The organism is Bacillus sp. ABA4_010, from assembly GCF_056159105.1.
Genome location: NZ_JBSWUN010000003.1, coordinates 1,688,387 through 1,706,391 on the forward strand (window position 1 = coordinate 1,688,387; position 18,005 = coordinate 1,706,391).

The 18,005-nt window shown below is 39.0% G+C and carries 24 protein-coding genes; 17 read left to right on the forward strand and 7 right to left on the reverse strand.

The window, feature by feature from the left end; genetic code table 11:
- Window positions 1-60 precede the first annotated feature (60 nt).
- Genes ACXAEO_RS09565 through ACXAEO_RS09575 form a run of 3 tightly spaced genes read left to right on the forward strand, consistent with a single transcriptional unit; the run spans window position 61 to window position 2,260 of the window.
- The gene (locus ACXAEO_RS09565) at window positions 61-597 is read left to right on the forward strand and encodes a sigma-70 family RNA polymerase sigma factor (protein WP_474880231.1); all 537 of its coding nucleotides are present in this window, start codon (window positions 61-63) and stop codon (window positions 595-597) included.
- Window positions 597-1,004: a PadR family transcriptional regulator gene (locus ACXAEO_RS09570; protein WP_474880232.1), complete on the forward strand. Its 408-nt coding sequence runs from the start codon at window positions 597-599 to the stop codon at window positions 1,002-1,004. The genes ACXAEO_RS09565 and ACXAEO_RS09570 overlap by 1 nt, the downstream gene beginning before the upstream one ends.
- Before the next feature lie 5 nt (window positions 1,005-1,009).
- Entirely contained in the window at window positions 1,010-2,260 is a 1,251-nt protein-coding gene (locus tag ACXAEO_RS09575) for an FtsW/RodA/SpoVE family cell cycle protein (RefSeq protein ID WP_474880233.1), read from the forward strand.
- A gap of 71 nt (window positions 2,261-2,331) precedes the next feature.
- Here ACXAEO_RS09575 and ACXAEO_RS09580 read toward each other — a convergent pair whose 3' ends face one another.
- Window positions 2,332-2,562, reverse strand: coding sequence for a hypothetical protein (locus ACXAEO_RS09580; RefSeq protein ID WP_474880235.1), 231 nt, complete (start codon window positions 2,560-2,562; stop codon window positions 2,332-2,334).
- Window positions 2,563-2,810: 248 nt separating this feature from the next.
- On the opposite strand from ACXAEO_RS09580, the gene ACXAEO_RS09585 reads away from it, so the two are divergent.
- On the forward strand, window positions 2,811-3,014 hold the full coding sequence (locus tag ACXAEO_RS09585; RefSeq protein WP_474880237.1) for a hypothetical protein: 204 nt from the start codon (window positions 2,811-2,813) through the stop codon (window positions 3,012-3,014).
- Window positions 3,015-3,127: 113 nt separating this feature from the next.
- Here the strand turns inward: ACXAEO_RS09585 and ACXAEO_RS09590 are convergent, their stop codons facing one another.
- Window positions 3,128-3,526 (reverse strand): VOC family protein, encoded by a 399-nt coding sequence (locus ACXAEO_RS09590; protein ID WP_474880239.1) that lies wholly within the window; start codon window positions 3,524-3,526, stop codon window positions 3,128-3,130.
- Window positions 3,527-3,712: 186 nt separating this feature from the next.
- Here ACXAEO_RS09590 and ACXAEO_RS09595 point away from each other — a divergent pair, with 186 nt between their 5' ends.
- From ACXAEO_RS09595 to ACXAEO_RS09610, 4 genes are all read left to right on the forward strand, one after another.
- On the forward strand, window positions 3,713-4,393 hold the full coding sequence (locus ACXAEO_RS09595; protein ID WP_474880240.1) for an S-layer homology domain-containing protein: 681 nt from the start codon (window positions 3,713-3,715) through the stop codon (window positions 4,391-4,393).
- 148 nt (window positions 4,394-4,541) lie between these two features.
- Window positions 4,542-5,117, forward strand: coding sequence for a cupin domain-containing protein (locus ACXAEO_RS09600; protein ID WP_474880242.1), 576 nt, complete (start codon window positions 4,542-4,544; stop codon window positions 5,115-5,117).
- 97 nt (window positions 5,118-5,214) lie between these two features.
- A complete protein-coding gene (locus tag ACXAEO_RS09605; protein WP_474880244.1) occupies window positions 5,215-5,385 on the forward strand; it encodes a hypothetical protein in 171 nt (56 codons plus the stop codon).
- Entirely contained in the window at window positions 5,382-6,041 is a 660-nt protein-coding gene (locus ACXAEO_RS09610; RefSeq protein WP_474880246.1) for a DUF3885 domain-containing protein, read from the forward strand. Before ACXAEO_RS09605 ends, ACXAEO_RS09610 begins: the two co-directional genes overlap by 4 nt.
- An 81-nt stretch (window positions 6,042-6,122) precedes the next feature.
- Here the strand turns inward: ACXAEO_RS09610 and ACXAEO_RS09615 are convergent, their stop codons facing one another.
- Complete coding sequence (locus ACXAEO_RS09615; RefSeq protein WP_474880249.1) at window positions 6,123-6,881, reverse strand: MBL fold metallo-hydrolase; 759 nt, start codon at window positions 6,879-6,881, stop codon at window positions 6,123-6,125.
- Between the two features lie 117 nt (window positions 6,882-6,998).
- On the opposite strand from ACXAEO_RS09615, the gene ACXAEO_RS09620 reads away from it, so the two are divergent.
- Window positions 6,999-7,412: an Lrp/AsnC family transcriptional regulator gene (locus ACXAEO_RS09620; protein WP_474880251.1), complete on the forward strand. Its 414-nt coding sequence runs from the start codon at window positions 6,999-7,001 to the stop codon at window positions 7,410-7,412.
- Window positions 7,413-7,722: 310 nt separating this feature from the next.
- Window positions 7,723-8,409 carry an NAD(P)H-dependent oxidoreductase gene (locus ACXAEO_RS09625; RefSeq protein WP_474880253.1) on the forward strand — a complete coding sequence of 229 codons (687 nt, stop codon included), beginning with the start codon at window positions 7,723-7,725 and terminating at the stop codon, window positions 8,407-8,409.
- Between the two features lie 123 nt (window positions 8,410-8,532).
- Here the strand turns inward: ACXAEO_RS09625 and ACXAEO_RS09630 are convergent, their stop codons facing one another.
- Complete coding sequence (locus tag ACXAEO_RS09630; protein WP_474880255.1) at window positions 8,533-8,913, reverse strand: winged helix-turn-helix transcriptional regulator; 381 nt, start codon at window positions 8,911-8,913, stop codon at window positions 8,533-8,535.
- Between the two features lie 252 nt (window positions 8,914-9,165).
- Here ACXAEO_RS09630 and ACXAEO_RS09635 point away from each other — a divergent pair, with 252 nt between their 5' ends.
- Window positions 9,166-10,017, forward strand: coding sequence for an STAS domain-containing protein (locus ACXAEO_RS09635; RefSeq protein ID WP_474880257.1), 852 nt, complete (start codon window positions 9,166-9,168; stop codon window positions 10,015-10,017).
- A gap of 127 nt (window positions 10,018-10,144) precedes the next feature.
- On the opposite strand, the gene ACXAEO_RS09640 is transcribed toward ACXAEO_RS09635, so the two are convergent.
- Entirely contained in the window at window positions 10,145-10,378 is a 234-nt protein-coding gene (locus tag ACXAEO_RS09640) for a hypothetical protein (protein ID WP_474880259.1), read from the reverse strand.
- Window positions 10,379-10,824: 446 nt separating this feature from the next.
- Here ACXAEO_RS09640 and ACXAEO_RS09645 point away from each other — a divergent pair, with 446 nt between their 5' ends.
- The 4 genes from ACXAEO_RS09645 (at window position 10,825) to ACXAEO_RS09660 (ending at window position 13,448) form a co-directional block, all read left to right on the forward strand.
- Window positions 10,825-11,304: a MarR family winged helix-turn-helix transcriptional regulator gene (locus ACXAEO_RS09645; protein ID WP_474880261.1), complete on the forward strand. Its 480-nt coding sequence runs from the start codon at window positions 10,825-10,827 to the stop codon at window positions 11,302-11,304.
- Between the two features lie 86 nt (window positions 11,305-11,390).
- Window positions 11,391-11,972, forward strand: coding sequence for a GTP pyrophosphokinase (locus ACXAEO_RS09650; protein ID WP_474884069.1), 582 nt, complete (start codon window positions 11,391-11,393; stop codon window positions 11,970-11,972).
- A gap of 252 nt (window positions 11,973-12,224) precedes the next feature.
- A complete protein-coding gene (locus ACXAEO_RS09655) occupies window positions 12,225-12,401 on the forward strand; it encodes a Fur-regulated basic protein FbpA (protein WP_474880263.1) in 177 nt (58 codons plus the stop codon).
- A gap of 90 nt (window positions 12,402-12,491) precedes the next feature.
- Window positions 12,492-13,448, forward strand: a complete 957-nt coding sequence (locus ACXAEO_RS09660; RefSeq protein ID WP_474880265.1) for a CobW family GTP-binding protein — start codon at window positions 12,492-12,494, stop codon at window positions 13,446-13,448.
- Window positions 13,449-13,527: 79 nt separating this feature from the next.
- On the opposite strand, the gene folE2 is transcribed toward ACXAEO_RS09660, so the two are convergent.
- A complete protein-coding gene (folE2, locus tag ACXAEO_RS09665) occupies window positions 13,528-14,433 on the reverse strand; it encodes a GTP cyclohydrolase FolE2 (protein ID WP_474880268.1) in 906 nt (301 codons plus the stop codon).
- A gap of 215 nt (window positions 14,434-14,648) precedes the next feature.
- On the opposite strand from folE2, the gene ACXAEO_RS09670 reads away from it, so the two are divergent.
- Window positions 14,649-15,854, forward strand: a complete 1,206-nt coding sequence (locus ACXAEO_RS09670) for a GTP-binding protein (RefSeq protein ID WP_474880271.1) — start codon at window positions 14,649-14,651, stop codon at window positions 15,852-15,854.
- A 175-nt stretch (window positions 15,855-16,029) separates the two neighbouring features.
- Here the strand turns inward: ACXAEO_RS09670 and ACXAEO_RS09675 are convergent, their stop codons facing one another.
- Window positions 16,030-16,914: an AraC family transcriptional regulator gene (locus tag ACXAEO_RS09675; RefSeq protein ID WP_474880275.1), complete on the reverse strand. Its 885-nt coding sequence runs from the start codon at window positions 16,912-16,914 to the stop codon at window positions 16,030-16,032.
- A 106-nt stretch (window positions 16,915-17,020) separates the two neighbouring features.
- Between ACXAEO_RS09675 and ACXAEO_RS09680 the strand changes: the two genes are divergently transcribed.
- Entirely contained in the window at window positions 17,021-17,974 is a 954-nt protein-coding gene (locus ACXAEO_RS09680) for an EamA family transporter (RefSeq protein ID WP_474880278.1), read from the forward strand.
- Window positions 17,975-18,005: the final 31 nt, after the last annotated feature.

Genomic DNA, 18,005 nt, shown 5'->3' on the forward strand with positions numbered 1-18,005 from the left:
CTGTTTTTGAAAACTTTCACTAAGAGTGTGTCGTCTAAATAGGTGGAAGGAGGGACGATAGTGAAAGAATGGACAGCGGAAGTGTGGGAGACAGAAGATAAAGACTTTCTCATCGATGAGGTCATGAACCGGTACGGACAGGAAATCCTTCAGCTTGTATACTCTTACGTCAACGACAAACAAACAGCGGAGGACTTAACGCAAGATATTTTTGTAAAATGTTATAAATCACTTCATACATATAACGGAAAATCGAAGCTGAAAACGTGGTTATGGCGAATCGCTATTAATCATTGCAAAGACTTTTTGAAAAGCTGGTACAAAAAGAATGTAGTTATCACAGGAGAAGAATCTGTTGACAGCAGGACGAAAAAAGAAGTTGTGGAAGAAGCAGTTATTCAAAAAGAAGAGGATGACGAACTTATTGCGGCGATTATGACGCTGCCGATTAAATACCGAGAAGTGATTTATCTTTTTTATTATGAAGAGCTGCCGATTAAAGAAATTGCCGTGCTGACGGAAACAGGCAGCAATACGGTTAAAACGAGACTGAGACGCGCAAAAGAATTGCTGAAGGAACGATTGGAGGAATCGTGATGGAAGATCGTTTAAAACGGTTGAAAAAGACGATGGATGAAACGGTATTTAATGAATGGCGTTTTTCAGAGGAGCAGCAGACAGAAATCCGAAAAAAAATAAGTCGGCAAGATGAAAGTGAGGAAGGTGTGTTACTTGCCATCTTGCAGCTGCTTGTTCAGCGAAAAACCGGCTATGAGCTGACACAGCAAATACGGAGTCGAGGTATTCGCAAATTTGAAGACAATGAAGGTTTTTTATATACATTGCTCCACCGTTTGGAACAGACAGGCTATTTGCAATCGAGCTGGGATGAACAAAGCGTGAAATATTATGAATTGGACGATAAAGGACGAAAGGCGTTGAAGAAGGCGGAAAAAAGCTGTTCGAAGAAGTCGTTTCGTTTCAAAGAGCTGCTGGAAGGGTGAAAAACATGCAACATCGCAAAAAATTTTTAAATGAAGTAATCGGTCAAATCGCTTCAAAAGAGGCGAAGCACTATGTATCAAAGGAATTAGATTATCATGTGCGAGAAGCGAAACAGGCGTGGGTGAAGAAGGGGCTTTCAGAAGAAGAAGCAGAAGCAAGAGCAATTGCACAAATGGGCAGCCCTGTTCAGCTTGGACAACAGTTAAACAAAATTCATCGTCCAAAAGTTGATTGGTTGATGGTCATGCTTCTCACAGCGACGTTCTTTCTCGGCTTCTTGCCGCTTTTCGCCTTAGACGGCGTGGATACAGCCCGTAAAGCCGTAATGGTCCTAATTGGTGGAGCGGCGGCATGGGGAATGATGTTGGTGGATTACCGGAAATGGCAAAAACATGGCTTGTTGTTTTATGGAACAGGTGTGTTGCTGTTATTGTTCATTCAGTTTGGTCCCAACAGCTTGATTAATGGAGTGACGATTGTAAAAATCGGGCCGCTCACGATTGAAAGCTTAATGGTTCTCCCATTCTTTTTTCTTGCATGGGCTTCGTTCTTTCATAGCCGTCAGTTCAAAGTTTGGCAATTTCTGTTGCTATTTGCGTTTTCTTGCTTCTTGTTCATGCGCATTCCGAGTGTTTCAACTCTTTATATTTACGGGGTGATGGTAGCGCTCATGCTTTGGTGGAGCAAATGGAGCGCCAAAGTAAAAGCGGCGGTGACAGGAGCGGGAATGGGTCTGATCGCTGTCTATGGGGTGGCTGTTTGGCCATTTCTTCGTCCTTATCAAAAAGAACGAATCATCGGATTTCTGAATCCTGAGAAAGACCCATCAAGTTATACAGTCTTGTATGTAAAGGAACTGATGGCAAGTGCTGGCTGGTTTGGAGGTTCTATTGGTGAAAAAGTCATTCCAGATGCTCACACTAATTTCGTTTTCGTCAGCTTCACTTACCATTACGGGTGGGGGTTGGCGCTGTTTCTCGTGTGCATTCTTGCCTTGCTTGCTGCAAGAATCGTCATCGTTAGTCGAAACATTCGCGATTCGTACGGTCGGCTTCTTCTCGTCGGAGCGGCAGCTATATATACCGTTCAGCTCGTCTCCAACATCGCCATGGCATGTGGCTTCTTTCCCCCGACAGCCATGTCTTTACCATTCATTAGCTACGGGCTCATGCCAGTTTTGCTCAACGCGGTTTTAATGGGAGTCGTCTTAAGTGTGTACCGTCGTAAGGATTTGACGTTAAGAGAAGTCCGTTAATATGAAATGGAAAAACGGGTCTTGAAAGGGACTCGTTTTTTATTATTGATTATAAATGACAAAAGTGGTCTTTAACTTTTATTTTCTTTCTCTTTCAAATAGTGTTCATAAGCCTCTGTTACTTTATCTGCTTTTGGAGCCGCTTGTAACAACCATTTGTGGATGTCATTTAAAAGGTATAAGACTCTAAACAAAGTACCCAAAACGATGCCAAAAGCAAGTAAACCGCCAACTATAGGGCCCATCATAAGTAAGACACAACCTAATATAGCAGATAAAATAATGGATATGATCAAATACAAGGCAAATCCTCCTCTTAATCTATATATCTGTAAATCACCTTTCATTGCCGTATAGTCTATAACATACCTCTATGTATGAATAGTTATCAATAAAGCTGTTTTCTTAAAGATAGTTGTTTTGATGAAACGAAATGTACCTTGTTTGAACATTACGATGAAATCAAGCGTTCAAACAGGAAGTACAAATTCAACCTTAAAATTACAGGAGAATGTGTTAGACTAAATATGTTAGAAGGAGGCCATATGTAATGAAAGCTCGAACGAAAGCGTTTATAGCAATTGGAACTTTATCTCTTCTAATGGTAGTGTTCTTGTATGGAACGCAATTATATTTTCATCATAAAGAAATTAAATTCGCAAGCGAGAGGTGTTACGAAATAGGCGGAGTGCCAATAGTTGAAAAAGACTTCTGGGCTTTAGGGTATTCATTTTCTTGTAATGTGAACGATTAACAACATACCAACTAAAACGATAGCAATCTTGAAATGCCCTTTTAAGCGATTGTGGAAGTTATTAACGTAGTGCAGAATACCCTATTATTTCATGTAGTGAATACCTAAAACCTTTAAAAAGGAAGATTTAGTTGCCACGACACGCCGAAACGGTCATTTACCCATCCGAATTTTTTGCTGAAGCCATAATTGTTTAAAGGCATAAGCTCTTGTCCACCTTCACTCAATTTCCCGTACAGATGATCCAGTTCTTCTTCACTATCACAAGTAACAAAGATGGAGAAAGAAGGTGTAAAAGTGAAGGAGTGTTTGATATAGCTATCGACACACATAAATTCTTGCCCTTTTAAAGTAAAACTAGCTTGCATGACAGTTCCTTCTGGTCCAGCTTCGTTAGCCCCATATTTCACCATGCTTGTAATTTGAGAGTCCTCAATGATCGATGTGTAAAAATTCATCGCTTCTTCTGCATTACCATCTTGAAACATTAAAAAAGTTGCTACTTTATCCATTCTTATCCGCCTCCTACTTGTATGTATGATATCTATTATAGTGGATTTTCTCATTGAATAAAAATGCCTATCGGTTGAAGAGGGAAAATAACCATATGATGTAATAGAAAAAATACCCAATAAAATAATTTTTAGGTATAATGGTATTTGGGTAAAATATACAGTTTTAACTAAGGGGAGAGTACAATGAAACAAAAAATTTTCATGACTACGCTAACAGCATTATTGGCACTTAGTCCAAGTGTTAGTGCACATCCTGGTAACTTAGATAAAAATGGTGGTCATAATTGTTCGGAAACATCTATAGAAAAAGGTTTATGTGATGGATATCATTATCATAAATTTAAAGATGTACCGGAAACTTTTTGGGCTCAAAAAGAAATTGAATACTTAAGTTATACAGGAATTATTAAAGGTTATCCTGATGGAACATTTAAACCTAATAATAACGTTTCCAGAATACAAGCAGCCACTATGATTGTTAGGGCTTTAAAGCTCGATACAACCAATAGACCTGATCCTCAGTTAGCAGATGTGACTAAAGGTCAATATGGTTATGATATCATCGCCACAGTTATAGATGAGGGGATTTTTCCTAAAGAAGTCAACTTTAGACCGAATGAAGGTTTGAAACGCGGGGAAATGGCTTATGTGTTGACTCATTCGCATAATTTAACAACTACATATGATGGGCAGATTACAGATGTTTCAGAACCATTGTTAACAAATGTTAAATCATTGGCAGGAAGCGGAATTACGGCTATTTATCCTGATGGAACATTTAAACCTAATAACATTGTAAATAGAGCACAATTTTCTACTTTCTTAGCGCGGGTTATTGATGAAACGTTCAGAGTGAATAAGTAATAAATAAGCAGACTAAATTATTGGTCAGCTTCTTTGTCTATTGATTTATATATCATAGTTTAGAAAAAATGGATTCTCTTTTTCTGCACGGGTTTCCTTACAGTTTCATATGATAGAATCAACAATAGATGAAAGGAGGATGCATTGAATGACAACTCCAACGTCTGGCTACATTACTGATAACCGAAATTTAACGGGAAAAGGAACGCCAAATCTATTCTATGATATAGAAAATAGTGTGTTGTTTGAGAGAAATCCGGAAAATATCGCTTTTCAATTAACTTCTACTCAAATGCCGGCCATGATTGGCGGTGCGATTGCTGAGTTAAGGCTGTCAAAGGGGTTTATTCGTGAGCCGCATTGGCACCCGAATGCTTGGGAATTGGATTATCTTATATCAGGCTCAGCGACTGTTGGTGTGCTAGATCCCACAACGAACCGTCTTCAAACTTTTAAGCTTAAGAAAAGAGGAGAGACTGTGTTTATTCCGATGGGGTATTGGCATTGGATTGCGGCAGATTCCGATAATACAGAGCTTCTATTGTTTTTCAATAATGATCAATTTCAGTCTCAAGAAGGTTCAACAACATTGACTAGAACGCCGCTTGAAATCTATCAACAAGCATACAATATTGACCCGAAAGCAATGGAAAAGGCTTTGAAACCGATTGAAGGGACGAGCGGTGTCATTATTGGACCGCCGGAACCATCATCCAAAAAATAGCGGTGTATGAAAAGACTTTTTGATGATTCCGATCAAACATTCATAGAGGAAAGGGCAAGGCGGGGCATTCCGCCTTGCTTCAAAAAGAGGAGACTATATGGAGAAAATCGCAAAAAATGCATGGAAGATTTACATTTCAGTTGGTTTGTTTATGCTCATTAAACGTTTTTTGCCACTGGAGGAAATGTTGCAGAATATTTTAAGTGTGCTGTTGTTATTGATTGTTCTTGTGACGGCGGCAATTGAAAGGAAGGACAAAAAGAAATGATACAAGCGTTATATGAATGGTTGAATCAACATTTTAACGGACTGACTTTAAGGCCTCCGCTATTCTATCACTGGAAATACGGCATTCGCTTTGAAATTTCACACCCATGTCTTTCATATGATGATCCTAAAAATGTAAAGCAGACATTTGAGCGGTCCATCGCCTTGTTTCATGAAGTGTTTGAAGAACATGATGACATGTTGGTTGTGACAGATGTGCATACGGTGAAAAGAGACCGTTTTCTTCAGCAACAGCCGTTAAATGTCTATTTAAAGTACATAAAAAATAAACAAACGTTGTATAAGCTGCAACACGAACAAGTACGAAATCTTTTCGAGGAAGAAGAAGATGAGCCGCTTGTCACCCATCGCTTTGTGCTGCCTTGTCGAAAAAGCGAGCTGAAATATGCGCAGCTTTTACAAGCCATCATCTATGAGGATTTTTGTCACCCGTCCACAATCTTAAAGAACAAGCCGCAGCACGGCTATGACATTTACTTTATCAACCGTTCAAAAAACATTATTTACCATCTTTATGACGATCGTGGCTGTGACATGGTGGCAGGAGATAAAGAAGCGCTAAGGTTTCTTTATGAAAACTATAATACTTGGATTTTAGATTATGATCGTAAAGAAATCGATCAGTTGTTTCAATGAACAATCATATCCTAACAAACCAACCACTAAGCGCCTCATAATCAAAAGAAGACCCTCGTTTCAAGAGGGCCTGACTTCTGGTTAAAACGCCAAGGATTCGCCATCGTTTGGTACGAAAATGCGGCTTGTCGCTTCTTTTTCTTCAATAAATTGTTTTAGTTCGTCACGCGTTAATACGCAGTGATTCAATGATTCCATATGGGACACAATGACGGTTGCTTTTGGAGCGGCCATGTACGTTTCGTAAATGTCCTCTTTGGACATGGTAATCGGATCGCCTTGTAAAAATTGGGCAGCGCCTCCGTTCACAATGATTACATCTGGTTCATGTGTTGTAATCGCTTGTTGGACATCGTCACACCATACAGTATCGCCGGCGATGTACAATGTTTTTTCGTCGTGATGCTTGAAAACAACGCCTGATACTGGCCCCATCTGCACGGCAAGTTCGCCTTTTCCGTGTTGGCCGCTCGTTTTCGTTAGACTGACGCTTCCGATGCTAGACACATTCGTTAAGGACTCTACATGTTGGAATCCTTCTTTTTTAATCGTTTCTGCATCTTCCTCTGACTGTGCGAGAATGTGGATGTCTTTTGGCAAGGCAGCCATTGCCGCTGGATCAAAATGATCTGGATGCAGGTGAGTGACGATGACGGCATCTGCTTTAATAATCTCTTCAATAGGAACGTTCAAGTCGACTGTCGGATTGGATTGGTCTTGGTTTGGTGTATTTGGGAATGGAGGATAGGCTCCTTTTTCCGCTAAAAACGGATCAATTAAAAAGGTTTGTCCGCCGTAATGTAACACGATGGTCGCATTACGTATTTGTCTAATGTTCATTTATCGTTTCCTCCTTTAATAAACTTCTCCTATAGTATAAAATTTTCAAGAGGGTACATACATAAAAAAAATCAAGTGTTTTTGATGAAAACTTGATTTGTGAAAGGAGTTACGGTGATGCTGGATCATACAGATAAAAAAATTCTCGAAGAACTTGCAAAAAACGGCCGGATTACGATGAAAGAGTTAGGGGCGAAAGTTCATTTGACCGGTCAGGCAACTTCGGCCAGGGTCATCAAACTGGAGGAAGAAGGGGTCATTGAAGGGTATACCGTTCAGTTGAATCAAGCGAAAGCGGGGTATCCCATCCATGCTTTTATCGATATTTATACGAAAAGCACTCATCATACGCCATTTTTATCCTTTGTTGATAAGCAAAAACAGTATGTGATCCATAACTACAAAGTTAGCGGAGACGCCTGCTATTTGCTTGAATGTCGTTTCCCTTCCAATGCCGAGCTGGACGAGTTTTTGACAAATTTAAGTACTCATGTCAGTTATAAGTTATCATTAGTGATTACGAAAAAGTAAACGAGGGGAATGTAACGCGATCGTGACTGCGCGATGAGAGGTTAAAACTACTGTGATCAGTGAAGCAACAGTATTTTATGAACAATCTTGCATACGAGGCTGGATTAAAAGAGGGAGCTCTTTTAATCCAGCTTTTTTGTTGGGTAACGTGACATCATTGTCGAGTTGATACTCCCTTTAGTATATTTTTTGGTACTATACAACAAAAATGTGCGTACTTTTCAAGAATGTTCTGTCGATGTATGATTTCATTGTAGTTAATGATTACGATTAACGATACATTTTACAGTCGAGAAAGGAACGTTGAAAAATGACAATCACAGCAAACGAAACAAGAAAACAAGAAATTTTAGAGGCGTTTAATTTCAGACATGCTTGTAAAGAATTTGATGCAGATAAAAAAATCTCTGACAGTGATTTTAAATTTATTTTAGAAACAGGTCGCATGTCTCCTTCTTCATTTGGATATGAGCCGTGGAAATTTGTCGTTGTACAAAATAAAGAGTTAAGAGAAAAGTTACTTCCTGTTGCTTGGGGAGCGCAAGGACAATTAAAGACAGCGAGTCACTTTGTACTTGTTCTTTCAAGAAACGTAAAAGATATGCATTATGATGCAGACTATATTAAACATATGATGAATGACATTATGGGAATTCCAAGCGAAGGTCAAAAAATGCGCCATGAATTCTATAAAAAATTCCAAGAAACGGATTTTAAATTGCTAGAGTCTGATCGAGCGGTATTTGATTGGGCATCACGACAGTCTTATATTGCTTTAGGGAATATGATGTCATGTGCAGCTCAAATTGGTATTGATTCTTGCCCAATTGAAGGCTTCGACAAAGAAAAGGTAGAAGCAATCTTGAAAGAAGAAGGCATTGTTAAAGGTGATAACTTAGGATTGTCTGTAATGGTGGCATTCGGATACCGTAAAGGTGCGCCAATGTTTGCTAAAACGAGACAGCCTATGGAAGATATCGTGGAGTGGGTTGAGTAAGCAACGATATACATGTCATTAGAAAAAATGTGAAAAAGCCTCGTCATGTAAATCCAGTAAACGAAGGATTTCGTGACGAGGCTTTTTTCTTAGCATGTTCTTCATTCTTTCATAGAATCGCGATTATTCTTCATATTGTTCGCGATTTGTTAAAACCTTTTCCATATTTTCTGTGCCCCATTCACGCATTAAGCGGATAATCGGAGCTAATGATTGGCCGAAGTCTGTTAAGGAATATTCTACTTTTGGAGGAACAACCGGGTATACTTTGCGATGTACAATTCCATCCGATTCTAATTCTCTTAACTGAAGTGTTAACATTCTTTGCGTAATGCCATTATTCAATTTCTTCAGCTCATTAAACCTTTTTTCGCCATCAAGTAAATGATAGATGATGACGCTCTTCCACTTCCCGCCAATAACATCAACCGTCCCTTCTACTGGACAAGAATAACGATTTAAAAAAGGTTTGGAAGCGACTGCTTGTTCATTGTCTGTCTTCATTTCTGACACTCCTAAGGATATTTTATATACTATGTTACATTATAGGTAGTTATTCTAATTTTAAAACTAATAATACTATACCATAAAATAGGATTCCTTAGAATGCCTGATGTAAAATTAGGCGTTCACTTTCATATTATTTAAATGAAATGCTATTAGAAGAGAGTATAGTGGTTTATAATTCAATTAAAAAGTGAATAACACTATATTAGCAAATTTACCAGAAATTATACATAATCGTTGGAGGAAGCCATGGAGTATGAATTGACTTTACTTGGGGAGAAAATAATAGAGAAAAAGCTTGAGATGGCAAGAAAAGTACACAACATTCGGATGGCTGAAGCGAGTGATGATTTGAAACAGCGCCTTGCTCGAGTAGAAGAAGAACAAATTATCCGTGCAAGAACGCAACTTATTGCTCTTTTCGGAGAAGCACTTAAGAGAGATTCCAACATGGAAAGAGTGCATAAGGATATGGAGAAGTGGGGAAAGACGACAGGAGAGTTCTCTTATAGTTTAGGCATTCCACTGGATGAAGCGATGAAGGATACAAGCTATTATCGAAGACTTTTGAGCGAAGTTATTGAAGAAGAAATGACGATACGGAACATGTCGGTGGCTGAAGTGTTTCAGGTGATGAGAATTATTGATCCTTTACTTGATCATGCTGTTTATTGTTTTAGTTTAACGTATGTGGATATGAATAAAAAGGCACTGGAAGCTGCGAAAACGGCCTTTCTTGAACTATCGGTTCCCGTTGTACCATTATCCGATGCTGTTGCTGTGTTACCGCTTGTAGGAGATATTGATACGGAGCGGGCAAGATTAATTATGCAAGAAACGTTAAAGTCAGCAGTGGAATTAAAGCTTTCTTCTCTTATTTTAGATTTATCGGGTGTGATAGTCGTGGATACGATGGTTGCTGACCAGTTGTTTAAAGTCATTTCTGCGCTTGAACTCATTGGTGTCAGCACGATTTTAACGGGTATTAGACCTGAAATTGCTCAGACGATTGTAAGTTTAGGAATCAATTTCGATAACGTAATGATGAAAGTTAATTTAAAACAAGCGCTCACAGATCTTGTGTTCCAACAGGCGAATTAGTAGTGTGTATAAGTTGAGTTTCAGTTTTTAAGTGATAGTGTATATGCTTTTGGTTTCTTTTTTTAGAAGACCCCATCTTGCAGCCTCCAAGGAAGGAGAGTTGGCGAGACGGGGTCTTTTATATTTTTCACGACTTCATTTCAAAATGGGTGTTAAACCAATAATCGGAGGAAGGGCTCACAACATTTTCGGCGATGATATGCTCTTCTCCTTGTTCATCTGTTGCGAGCCAGTTGTGATGAATGTCTTGATAAGTAGGATAGAGATGTCCTTTTTTAAATAAAATGACAGGAGGATATACTTCAATAAAGTCATGTTTTAGTTTTTTTAATACATTTTGTTTACACTGAACGAGCTCCATAATAAATTCGTCTCCTTCTATAAGATTGATACATTATACCGTGCTGTATTGGCCCCATCAAGAAATACGCTTTATGTTGTTTTTAGAACAAAAAAAGAACCAAAAGCTGTATCGCTTTTGGCTTCACTTATGAAGTGATAAAGTGGTTATTTGTAATTGTTAAGTAAATAGAATATATCACCTTATTAATATTTAAGCAATGAAAATATATGAATCAATCTAGACTACTGGGCATGACGAAAGGACTGTCATCCGCTTAGGTGAACCTTTGAGAGTGCATTCGAGAGGTCTGAAGAAACTGTTATGAGTACCTTTCGATTATAGGAAGCGTTGTCTGTTTATCGAGTGGAGTATTATGATAGAAAGTAAATAAATGGGGTTTGACAATTAAATTTTAAATAGATAATATTTAAATAAGTTAAATACTTTAGTTGAATAGGATGTGTATGATGACAGACCGGGAGAATGAGTTTTTAGATCAGATTCAAATGATTATGGTTTCAATGAAACAAAAGCTGCGTCCCATTATTGAGAAAAATGTGCAGCCATATGGCATTACTCCGCCGCAATTTTATATGTTGATGGCGCTGAAGCAGGAAGGGGCTTCACGTGTCACTCATTTAGCGGATGTGATGAATGTAAAGCCGAGTGCTATTACGGTCATTATGGACCGCCTGATAGAAAGAGACTTAGTAAAACGATCGCATTCTGAAGTTGATCGCCGTGTCGTGATGGTGGAACTCAGTCCCCATGGGCATGAAGAACTGGAAAAAATGATTGATTCCCATCGAAAGATGATGGGGCAATATTTTTCTCATTTCACGGCGGAAGAGCTTTCGACGTTTCTGAAACTTTTTCAGAAGCTTGATCATATTATTGAAACCACGACGATTGATATAGACAATGAGAAGAGTAACGGAAAGTGATGGGCTTACTGAAACCGTCTCATTCATTTAAAGGAGAATGGAACGTGCTACTGACAAACAACGAGGTAAGAGACTGGAAAAGTTTCATGATGGTTTATAAATTTGCATTAGATGAAATGAATACAAAGCTGCGGATTTTAAATGAGGAGTTTCAGCTAATTCATGACCATAATCCGATTGAGCATTTGAAAACACGGATCAAAGAACCGCAAAGTATTATGGAAAAGTTGAAAAGAAAAGGATATGAACCGACCATTGAACATGCAAGGGAACATATTCAAGATATTGCAGGAATACGGGTTACATGCTCATTCGTTTCGGACATTTACGAAATTTATGAGATGATCCGCAAGCAAGATGATATTCACGTTGTGAAGGTAAAGGATTATATTCAAACACCGAAGTCGAACGGCTACCAAAGTTTGCATTTAATTATTGAAATCCCCGTCTTTCTTACAGACCGAACGGAACGAGTTGTAGTAGAAGTACAAATTCGAACAATTGCAATGGACTTTTGGGCAAGCCTGGAACATAAAATTTACTATAAATTTCAAAAGGATGTGCCAGAGCACTTACTAGCTGAGTTAAAGATGGCTGCAGACATGGTACATTATTTAGATCATAAGATGAAAGCCATTAAAGAAGAGATGGAAATGTATAAGGTGTGAGGGACTTGCAGTGCTTTACGCCTTGTTTACGAACATTTGCCAAAATAAATACTAAAAAGCATACAATGAAAAAAGCGGATTGAACCATCGTTTAAAAACGGGGAGGAACATCTGCTTTTTATTTTTTTGGTGTTGTTGCTTTACAAGTGAAAAATGATATGGTAAGATGCGATTCATAAAAAGTAATGATTACGATTAATGGTTTATTTTATCATAAAGATGGGTATTCAATGAACGGGAGGAGGGGATAGCATGTCAACACATCTCCGGGAAATGGTCGAGAAGCGAAGGGAGTTGCTTATCAATAAATTGCTTAAACACGGGATATATAAATTATTCAACCAACAATTGTATGAACTTCCGTTAAGTGAGCTTGAAAGGGAATATAAAAAGATACATTCTGTATTTAATACAGTTATTAAATCGTAATGATTACTATTATCATAAAAACGGCAGGATGAATGCGCAATTAAAAAAGCAAACAAATTCAAGACATTACTTGAGAATGGGTGATTATAGATGAAAAAGCTGGAGATTTATATATTAAGTGGTTTTCTCGGAAGCGGGAAAACTACTTTGTTACAAAACTTTTTGCAAGCAGAGAAGAAAAAAACGAGGAAAGTAGCCGTCTTGTTGAATGAACTCGGTCAGCATTCTGTCGATACAGACATTATTGGGAGGGAAACGCCGTTAAAAGAGCTTTTAAATGGGTGTATTTGCTGTACGATGAAAGATGAGCTTGAAATTGAGCTATTATCCCTTTACCAGCAGCATCAACCTGATGTTATCTACATTGAAACGACTGGAGTCGCTCATCCTATTGAGGTGCTCGATGCTTGTTTATCCCCAGTTTTGGCGCGGAATACAGACATTAAAGGAATCGTGACCGTTGTAGATTCGAAACGATGGTTAAACAGAAGTAACCTTAGTTTACAGGTGAGAAACTTGCTGGAAGAGCAAGTGAAATATGCCAATCATGTATTAATGAATAAAGTAGACTCCGTTTCAGAAGAAGCACTAGAGCATATTGAAGCGGAGATTACCGCCATCAACCCAGCAGCGAAGGTAAAGCGGACGAACTATTCCCATTTTTCAATTGAGGAAATGGACAGCGTCTCTTCATTATCGGCTGATGACCGTAAAGAGTTGCACGTACATCATCACTTGCATATCCAAACAACGACGTATCAATTTCAGGTTCCTGTGATTAAAGAAGAATTTAATGAGTGGTTACAAGAGATGCCAGATTCGATTTACCGAATAAAAGGCTTTGTTCAATTTCAAGGAGAGGAAGAGCACACGTATTTATTCCAATATTCTTATGGGGTTCCATTTTTGCTTCCTCAACCTATGAAATTTCCTAAAAACTTAGTGTTCATTGGTGAAAATCTGCAGAAAACCGTTATTAAAGAGGAATTAATGCAATTGGAGTACAATGCCAGCAGACAGCTTGTGAGAAAGAAAACCGCGAATTGAAACTAGCCGCACAGACCATTTTTGTCGTCTGTGCGGCTGGTTCAGTAGAAATGAAGAAAAAGTGAATCGGACTCCATTTTTAATCCTGTAACTTTTTATCATAGGAAAGCGACGCAAAGGCATCGTGAAGATGAATCGATTCTTCATTTCGGCATTCCACTGTAAATGCTTGTACAAACGGATGTTCATATAAATCGGCTGCGACAAGACGAACCATATCTTCGACGAAACGCGGGTTTTCGTAAGCTTGTTCTGTTACCATTTTTTCGTCAGGGCGCTTTAAAATGGGATGAATAGCGGCACTTGCATTCGATTGAGCAGCGTCTAATAGAATGGCTTTCCAATCCATTTCTTCATTATAATCATCTGTTAGTGTTATATTCATTGTAATGTAACCGCGCTGATTATGGGCGCTGTATTCGCTAATTTCTTTTGAACAAGGACAAAGGGTTGTAACGGCACATGTTAGTTGCACAACTGGTGCGGACACACGACCGTGTTGGTAGACCATTTTTATTTTTGCTTCGGCATGATTTAATCCTGTTAAAGAAGAAGCAGGCGCTTGTTGTTCATAAAACCATGGGAAATCGACCTCGACCGTAGCATCTTGCTGATTTAGCCGTTCTGCTAGTTCTTTAGTAAAATCCCGCAAGGTAGAAAACGTTAATGAAAAACCTTGTTTACGGTATAACTCCAGCTGCTCTGTGAAACGACTCATATTTGTTCCTTTTGCATCGTGTGGAATGGAAGAAGTGAGCGTAAAGGATCCAATGGTTGTTTGGACGTTTGGGCTTAGTGTGGATGTCACTGTTACAGGACTTTTCACATTTGTAATGCCAACTGCATGAATTGAAAATAAAAAGTCTTTTTTCATATTTTGCAAATCGGGCATGTTTTCTTTTTCTGTCGGTTTTGTTTTCATGCCAGGTTTGACGGAGCCAAACAATTGTAATCTTTCAGCTTTAGACGGTAAATGTTTCATCATATATTCTCCTCTCGGCAACAGTACTTAATCCTTATATGTATAATAGTATCGAATACAAAACGTAACAATTACGTTTTGTATTCGATACTATAGCATATGACTGTAAAAAACAAGAGTCTTTTTCGTTTACAACTTTTCTGCAAATGATTGATTTACAAAAAAGAAGATTATTGCTATGATTAAATCGTAACGATTACGATTTAAGGGGTGTAGCTATGAAAAATCAAAAAATTCCTGTTACCGTATTGAGTGGATATTTAGGAGCAGGTAAAACGACGATGCTGAACCATGTGTTGAATAACCGTGATGGATTAAAAGTGGCAGTCATCGTTAATGATATGAGTGAAATAAATATAGACGCTGAATTAGTACAGCAAGGTGGCGGTATATCTAGAACGGATGAAAAATTAGTCGAGATGTCTAATGGCTGTATTTGCTGTACATTGCGGGAGGATTTGCTTGTAGAAGTGGAGAAACTCGCTTTAAAAGGAGATATTGATTATATTTTAATTGAATCTACTGGCATTAGTGAACCGGTTCCGGTCGCACAAACTTTTTCATACATAGACGAAGAATTGGGAATTGATTTAACGAAATACTGTCGCTTGGATACAATGGTCACAGTTGTAGATGCTAATCGATTCTGGCACGATTTTTCATCAGGAGAAAGCTTGCTTGATCGTGCACAGGCATTAGGGGAAGAAGATGTGAGAGAGGTAGCCGATTTATTAATTGACCAAATTGAGTTTTGTGATGTGCTTGTACTCAATAAGTGCGATATGCTTGAACCGGAAAAACTTGATCAACTTGAAAATGTATTACGTAAACTTCAACCAGAAGCTCGTTTCATTCGTACTGTAAACGGAAAGGTGAATCCATCTGATATTTTGGATACTGGATTATTTGATTTTGATAAGGCAAGCATGGCAGCAGGGTGGCTGCGCGAGTTGGAAGCAGAAGGGGAGCATACGCCTGAAACAGAAGAATACGGGATTGGCTCATTTGTTTATCGAAGTCGCATACCATTCCATTCAGAACGCTTTCATCAGTGGCTTGATGATTTTCCAGAAGAAGTTGTGCGTGCAAAGGGGATTGCGTGGTGTGCGACAAGAAACGATGTATCTCTTCTTTTATCGCAAGCAGGTCCATCCATTTCTTTTGAACCGGTTTCTTACTGGGTTGCCTCTCTTCCAGAAGCGGAAAAGCAGCAGATTTTGCGAGCCAATCCTCATTTACTTGATGAGTGGGACCCGGTATACGGTGATCGCAAAACAGAGCTTGTATTAATTGGGATCGATTTGGATAAAGAGTCGATCATCGACTCCCTTGATGCGTGCTTAATGACCGAAGACGAATTACAGAAAAATTGGGAAACATTTGCCGATCCGTTTGGATGGGTCATTAATCGTCAACCTGTGTAATAAATACGGAGTTATCCAATAACTTAGAAAGATAGTTAACTTTCTGTTTTGTGCAAAATCGACCGTTTATCAAAGCTCTTAATATTTCTCGGTTTTTGTGACGGCCCATTTTTGAGGGTATCTGAAAAGAGAGGATTTTTTTCTTTTCAGATACCCTTTATTTATTATCGAACGATTAGCGCTGCTTCCATTTTTTATAAGCCAATGGGGTCATGTTCATGGATTTTCGAAATTGGCTGATGAAGTAGCTCGTACTGTTGAACCCTACTTGATAGGCAACGTCGGTGACGGTGGAGTCCGCTTCCTGCAAGAGAGATAGACTTTTTTGAATGCGATAGTCGGTGACGTAGTGGAGCGGTGTCTGCTTTAACACGCGCTTAAAATAGCGACAGCATTCAGAGCGGCTCAATTGCCCGGCTTTGGCGATGTCTTCTAACGTAATCTTTTCTGCATAATGAACATGAATCCAGTGTAGCATCTGTTTTATTCGTTCATTTTTCACCATTTCTGTTTGATCGTATTCTAACGGAAAGCCATTCATAATTAAGTTTTGCCACATTAATGTTAGCTTTACAGAAATGTCAATTTCATAGTACGGTGTCTTTTTTTTAAGCCGCTCATGTACATGTTGGATGGCTTCCAATATGTTGTGAGCCCAATGTTCACGTGCATCTAAGTAGACGTACGGTAAATTTGTGGCTTGAATGTAAGGCGAGACATACGTTGGATACAGTTCGTGCGATAAAACGAAATGGGGGGATACATTTAAACAAACATATACACAGTTCGACTGGTTTTTGTCCTCCGCCATATGCAGGCAGCCGCTGTTAATAAACAGTCCGTTTCCTTCTCCTACGACCAACTTTTCTCCATTCAGTTGAAAGAGAGCTTCTCCTTTTAGAATGAACATAAATTGAAGTTCTTCATGCCAATGAAGCGGGATATAGCCATTTATATTTTGGTGAATCGTCGTTTCATAGCAGGCAATTGGCAGCACGACCGTGCGATGTTCAGTCAGCTCTTTTAAATGTTGATCGATGATGAAATTTTTCAGTTGCATCACATCACCTCAATATTGTGATATTTTTTCATAACATTTAAGTATTTTTTTCGCAAATTCTCACTTATTATAGCACTATTATGATAGTTGAGGTGGAGAGTGGCTTATGAATAAACATACGAGAAAAATAGGGCTGATGCTCGTAATGACGGGCGCGATATTTTGGGGTGTTGGCGGTACGGTTGCCCAAAAACTTTTTCAGCAATCTGGCATCGACGTGAATTGGCTTGTGACAACACGGTTGCTTGTGGCTGGTTTTTTACTATTAGCGGTTCAATTTTTTAGAAAAGACTGCTCGCAAATAGTGGGGGTTTGGAAAAATAGACAAACGGCTTGGCCGTTAATTATTTTCGGATTGGCGGGCATGCTTGCCGTTCAGTACACGTATATGGCCTCCATTAAGCATGGAAATGCCGCAGTCGCCACGCTGTTACAATATTTAGCGCCGGTGATGATTATTATGTATACTTTCCTGCGGAAACAGTCTGTTTTCACACGGCAAGATGTCGTGACAGTATCTCTTGCTTTAGTTGGCTGCTTTTTCTTGCTGACGAACGGTTCGGTTTCAGAGCTGTCTGTTCCTGCCCTTGCCGTTATTTGGGGTGTTTTATCAGGAGTGGCGCTAGCCTTTTATACGCTGTATGCTGTTCCTTTATTGAAGCAATATGACTCGCTAGTGATTGTCGGCTGGGCGATGGTCATTGGAGGCTTTGCTTTAAGTTTCATCCATCCTCCATGGCGAATCGACATTATGGGCTTAACAGTAGAAACATATATGTACTTATTATTTGTTATCATTTTTGGCACGATGCTAGCTTTTTGGTTTTATATTGAAAGCTTGCAAAGTCTTACGCCGAAAGAATCGAGCCTTCTTGGCAGTGTGGAACCTCTTGCGGCGGTGTTAACGACCGTTTTTTGGCTGAAAGAACCGTTCGGCTTGTTTCAATGGATAGGGACAGCTTGCATCATTGGAATGATTTTATTGCTTGCATTGGCAAAACCATCTTCTTCACATAGCGGAAGACCTTTAAAAAAGGAAAAGCCGCTTAAAGTAAGCTAAGTGTTCTTTCAGGAAGCATGACTAGCTAGTG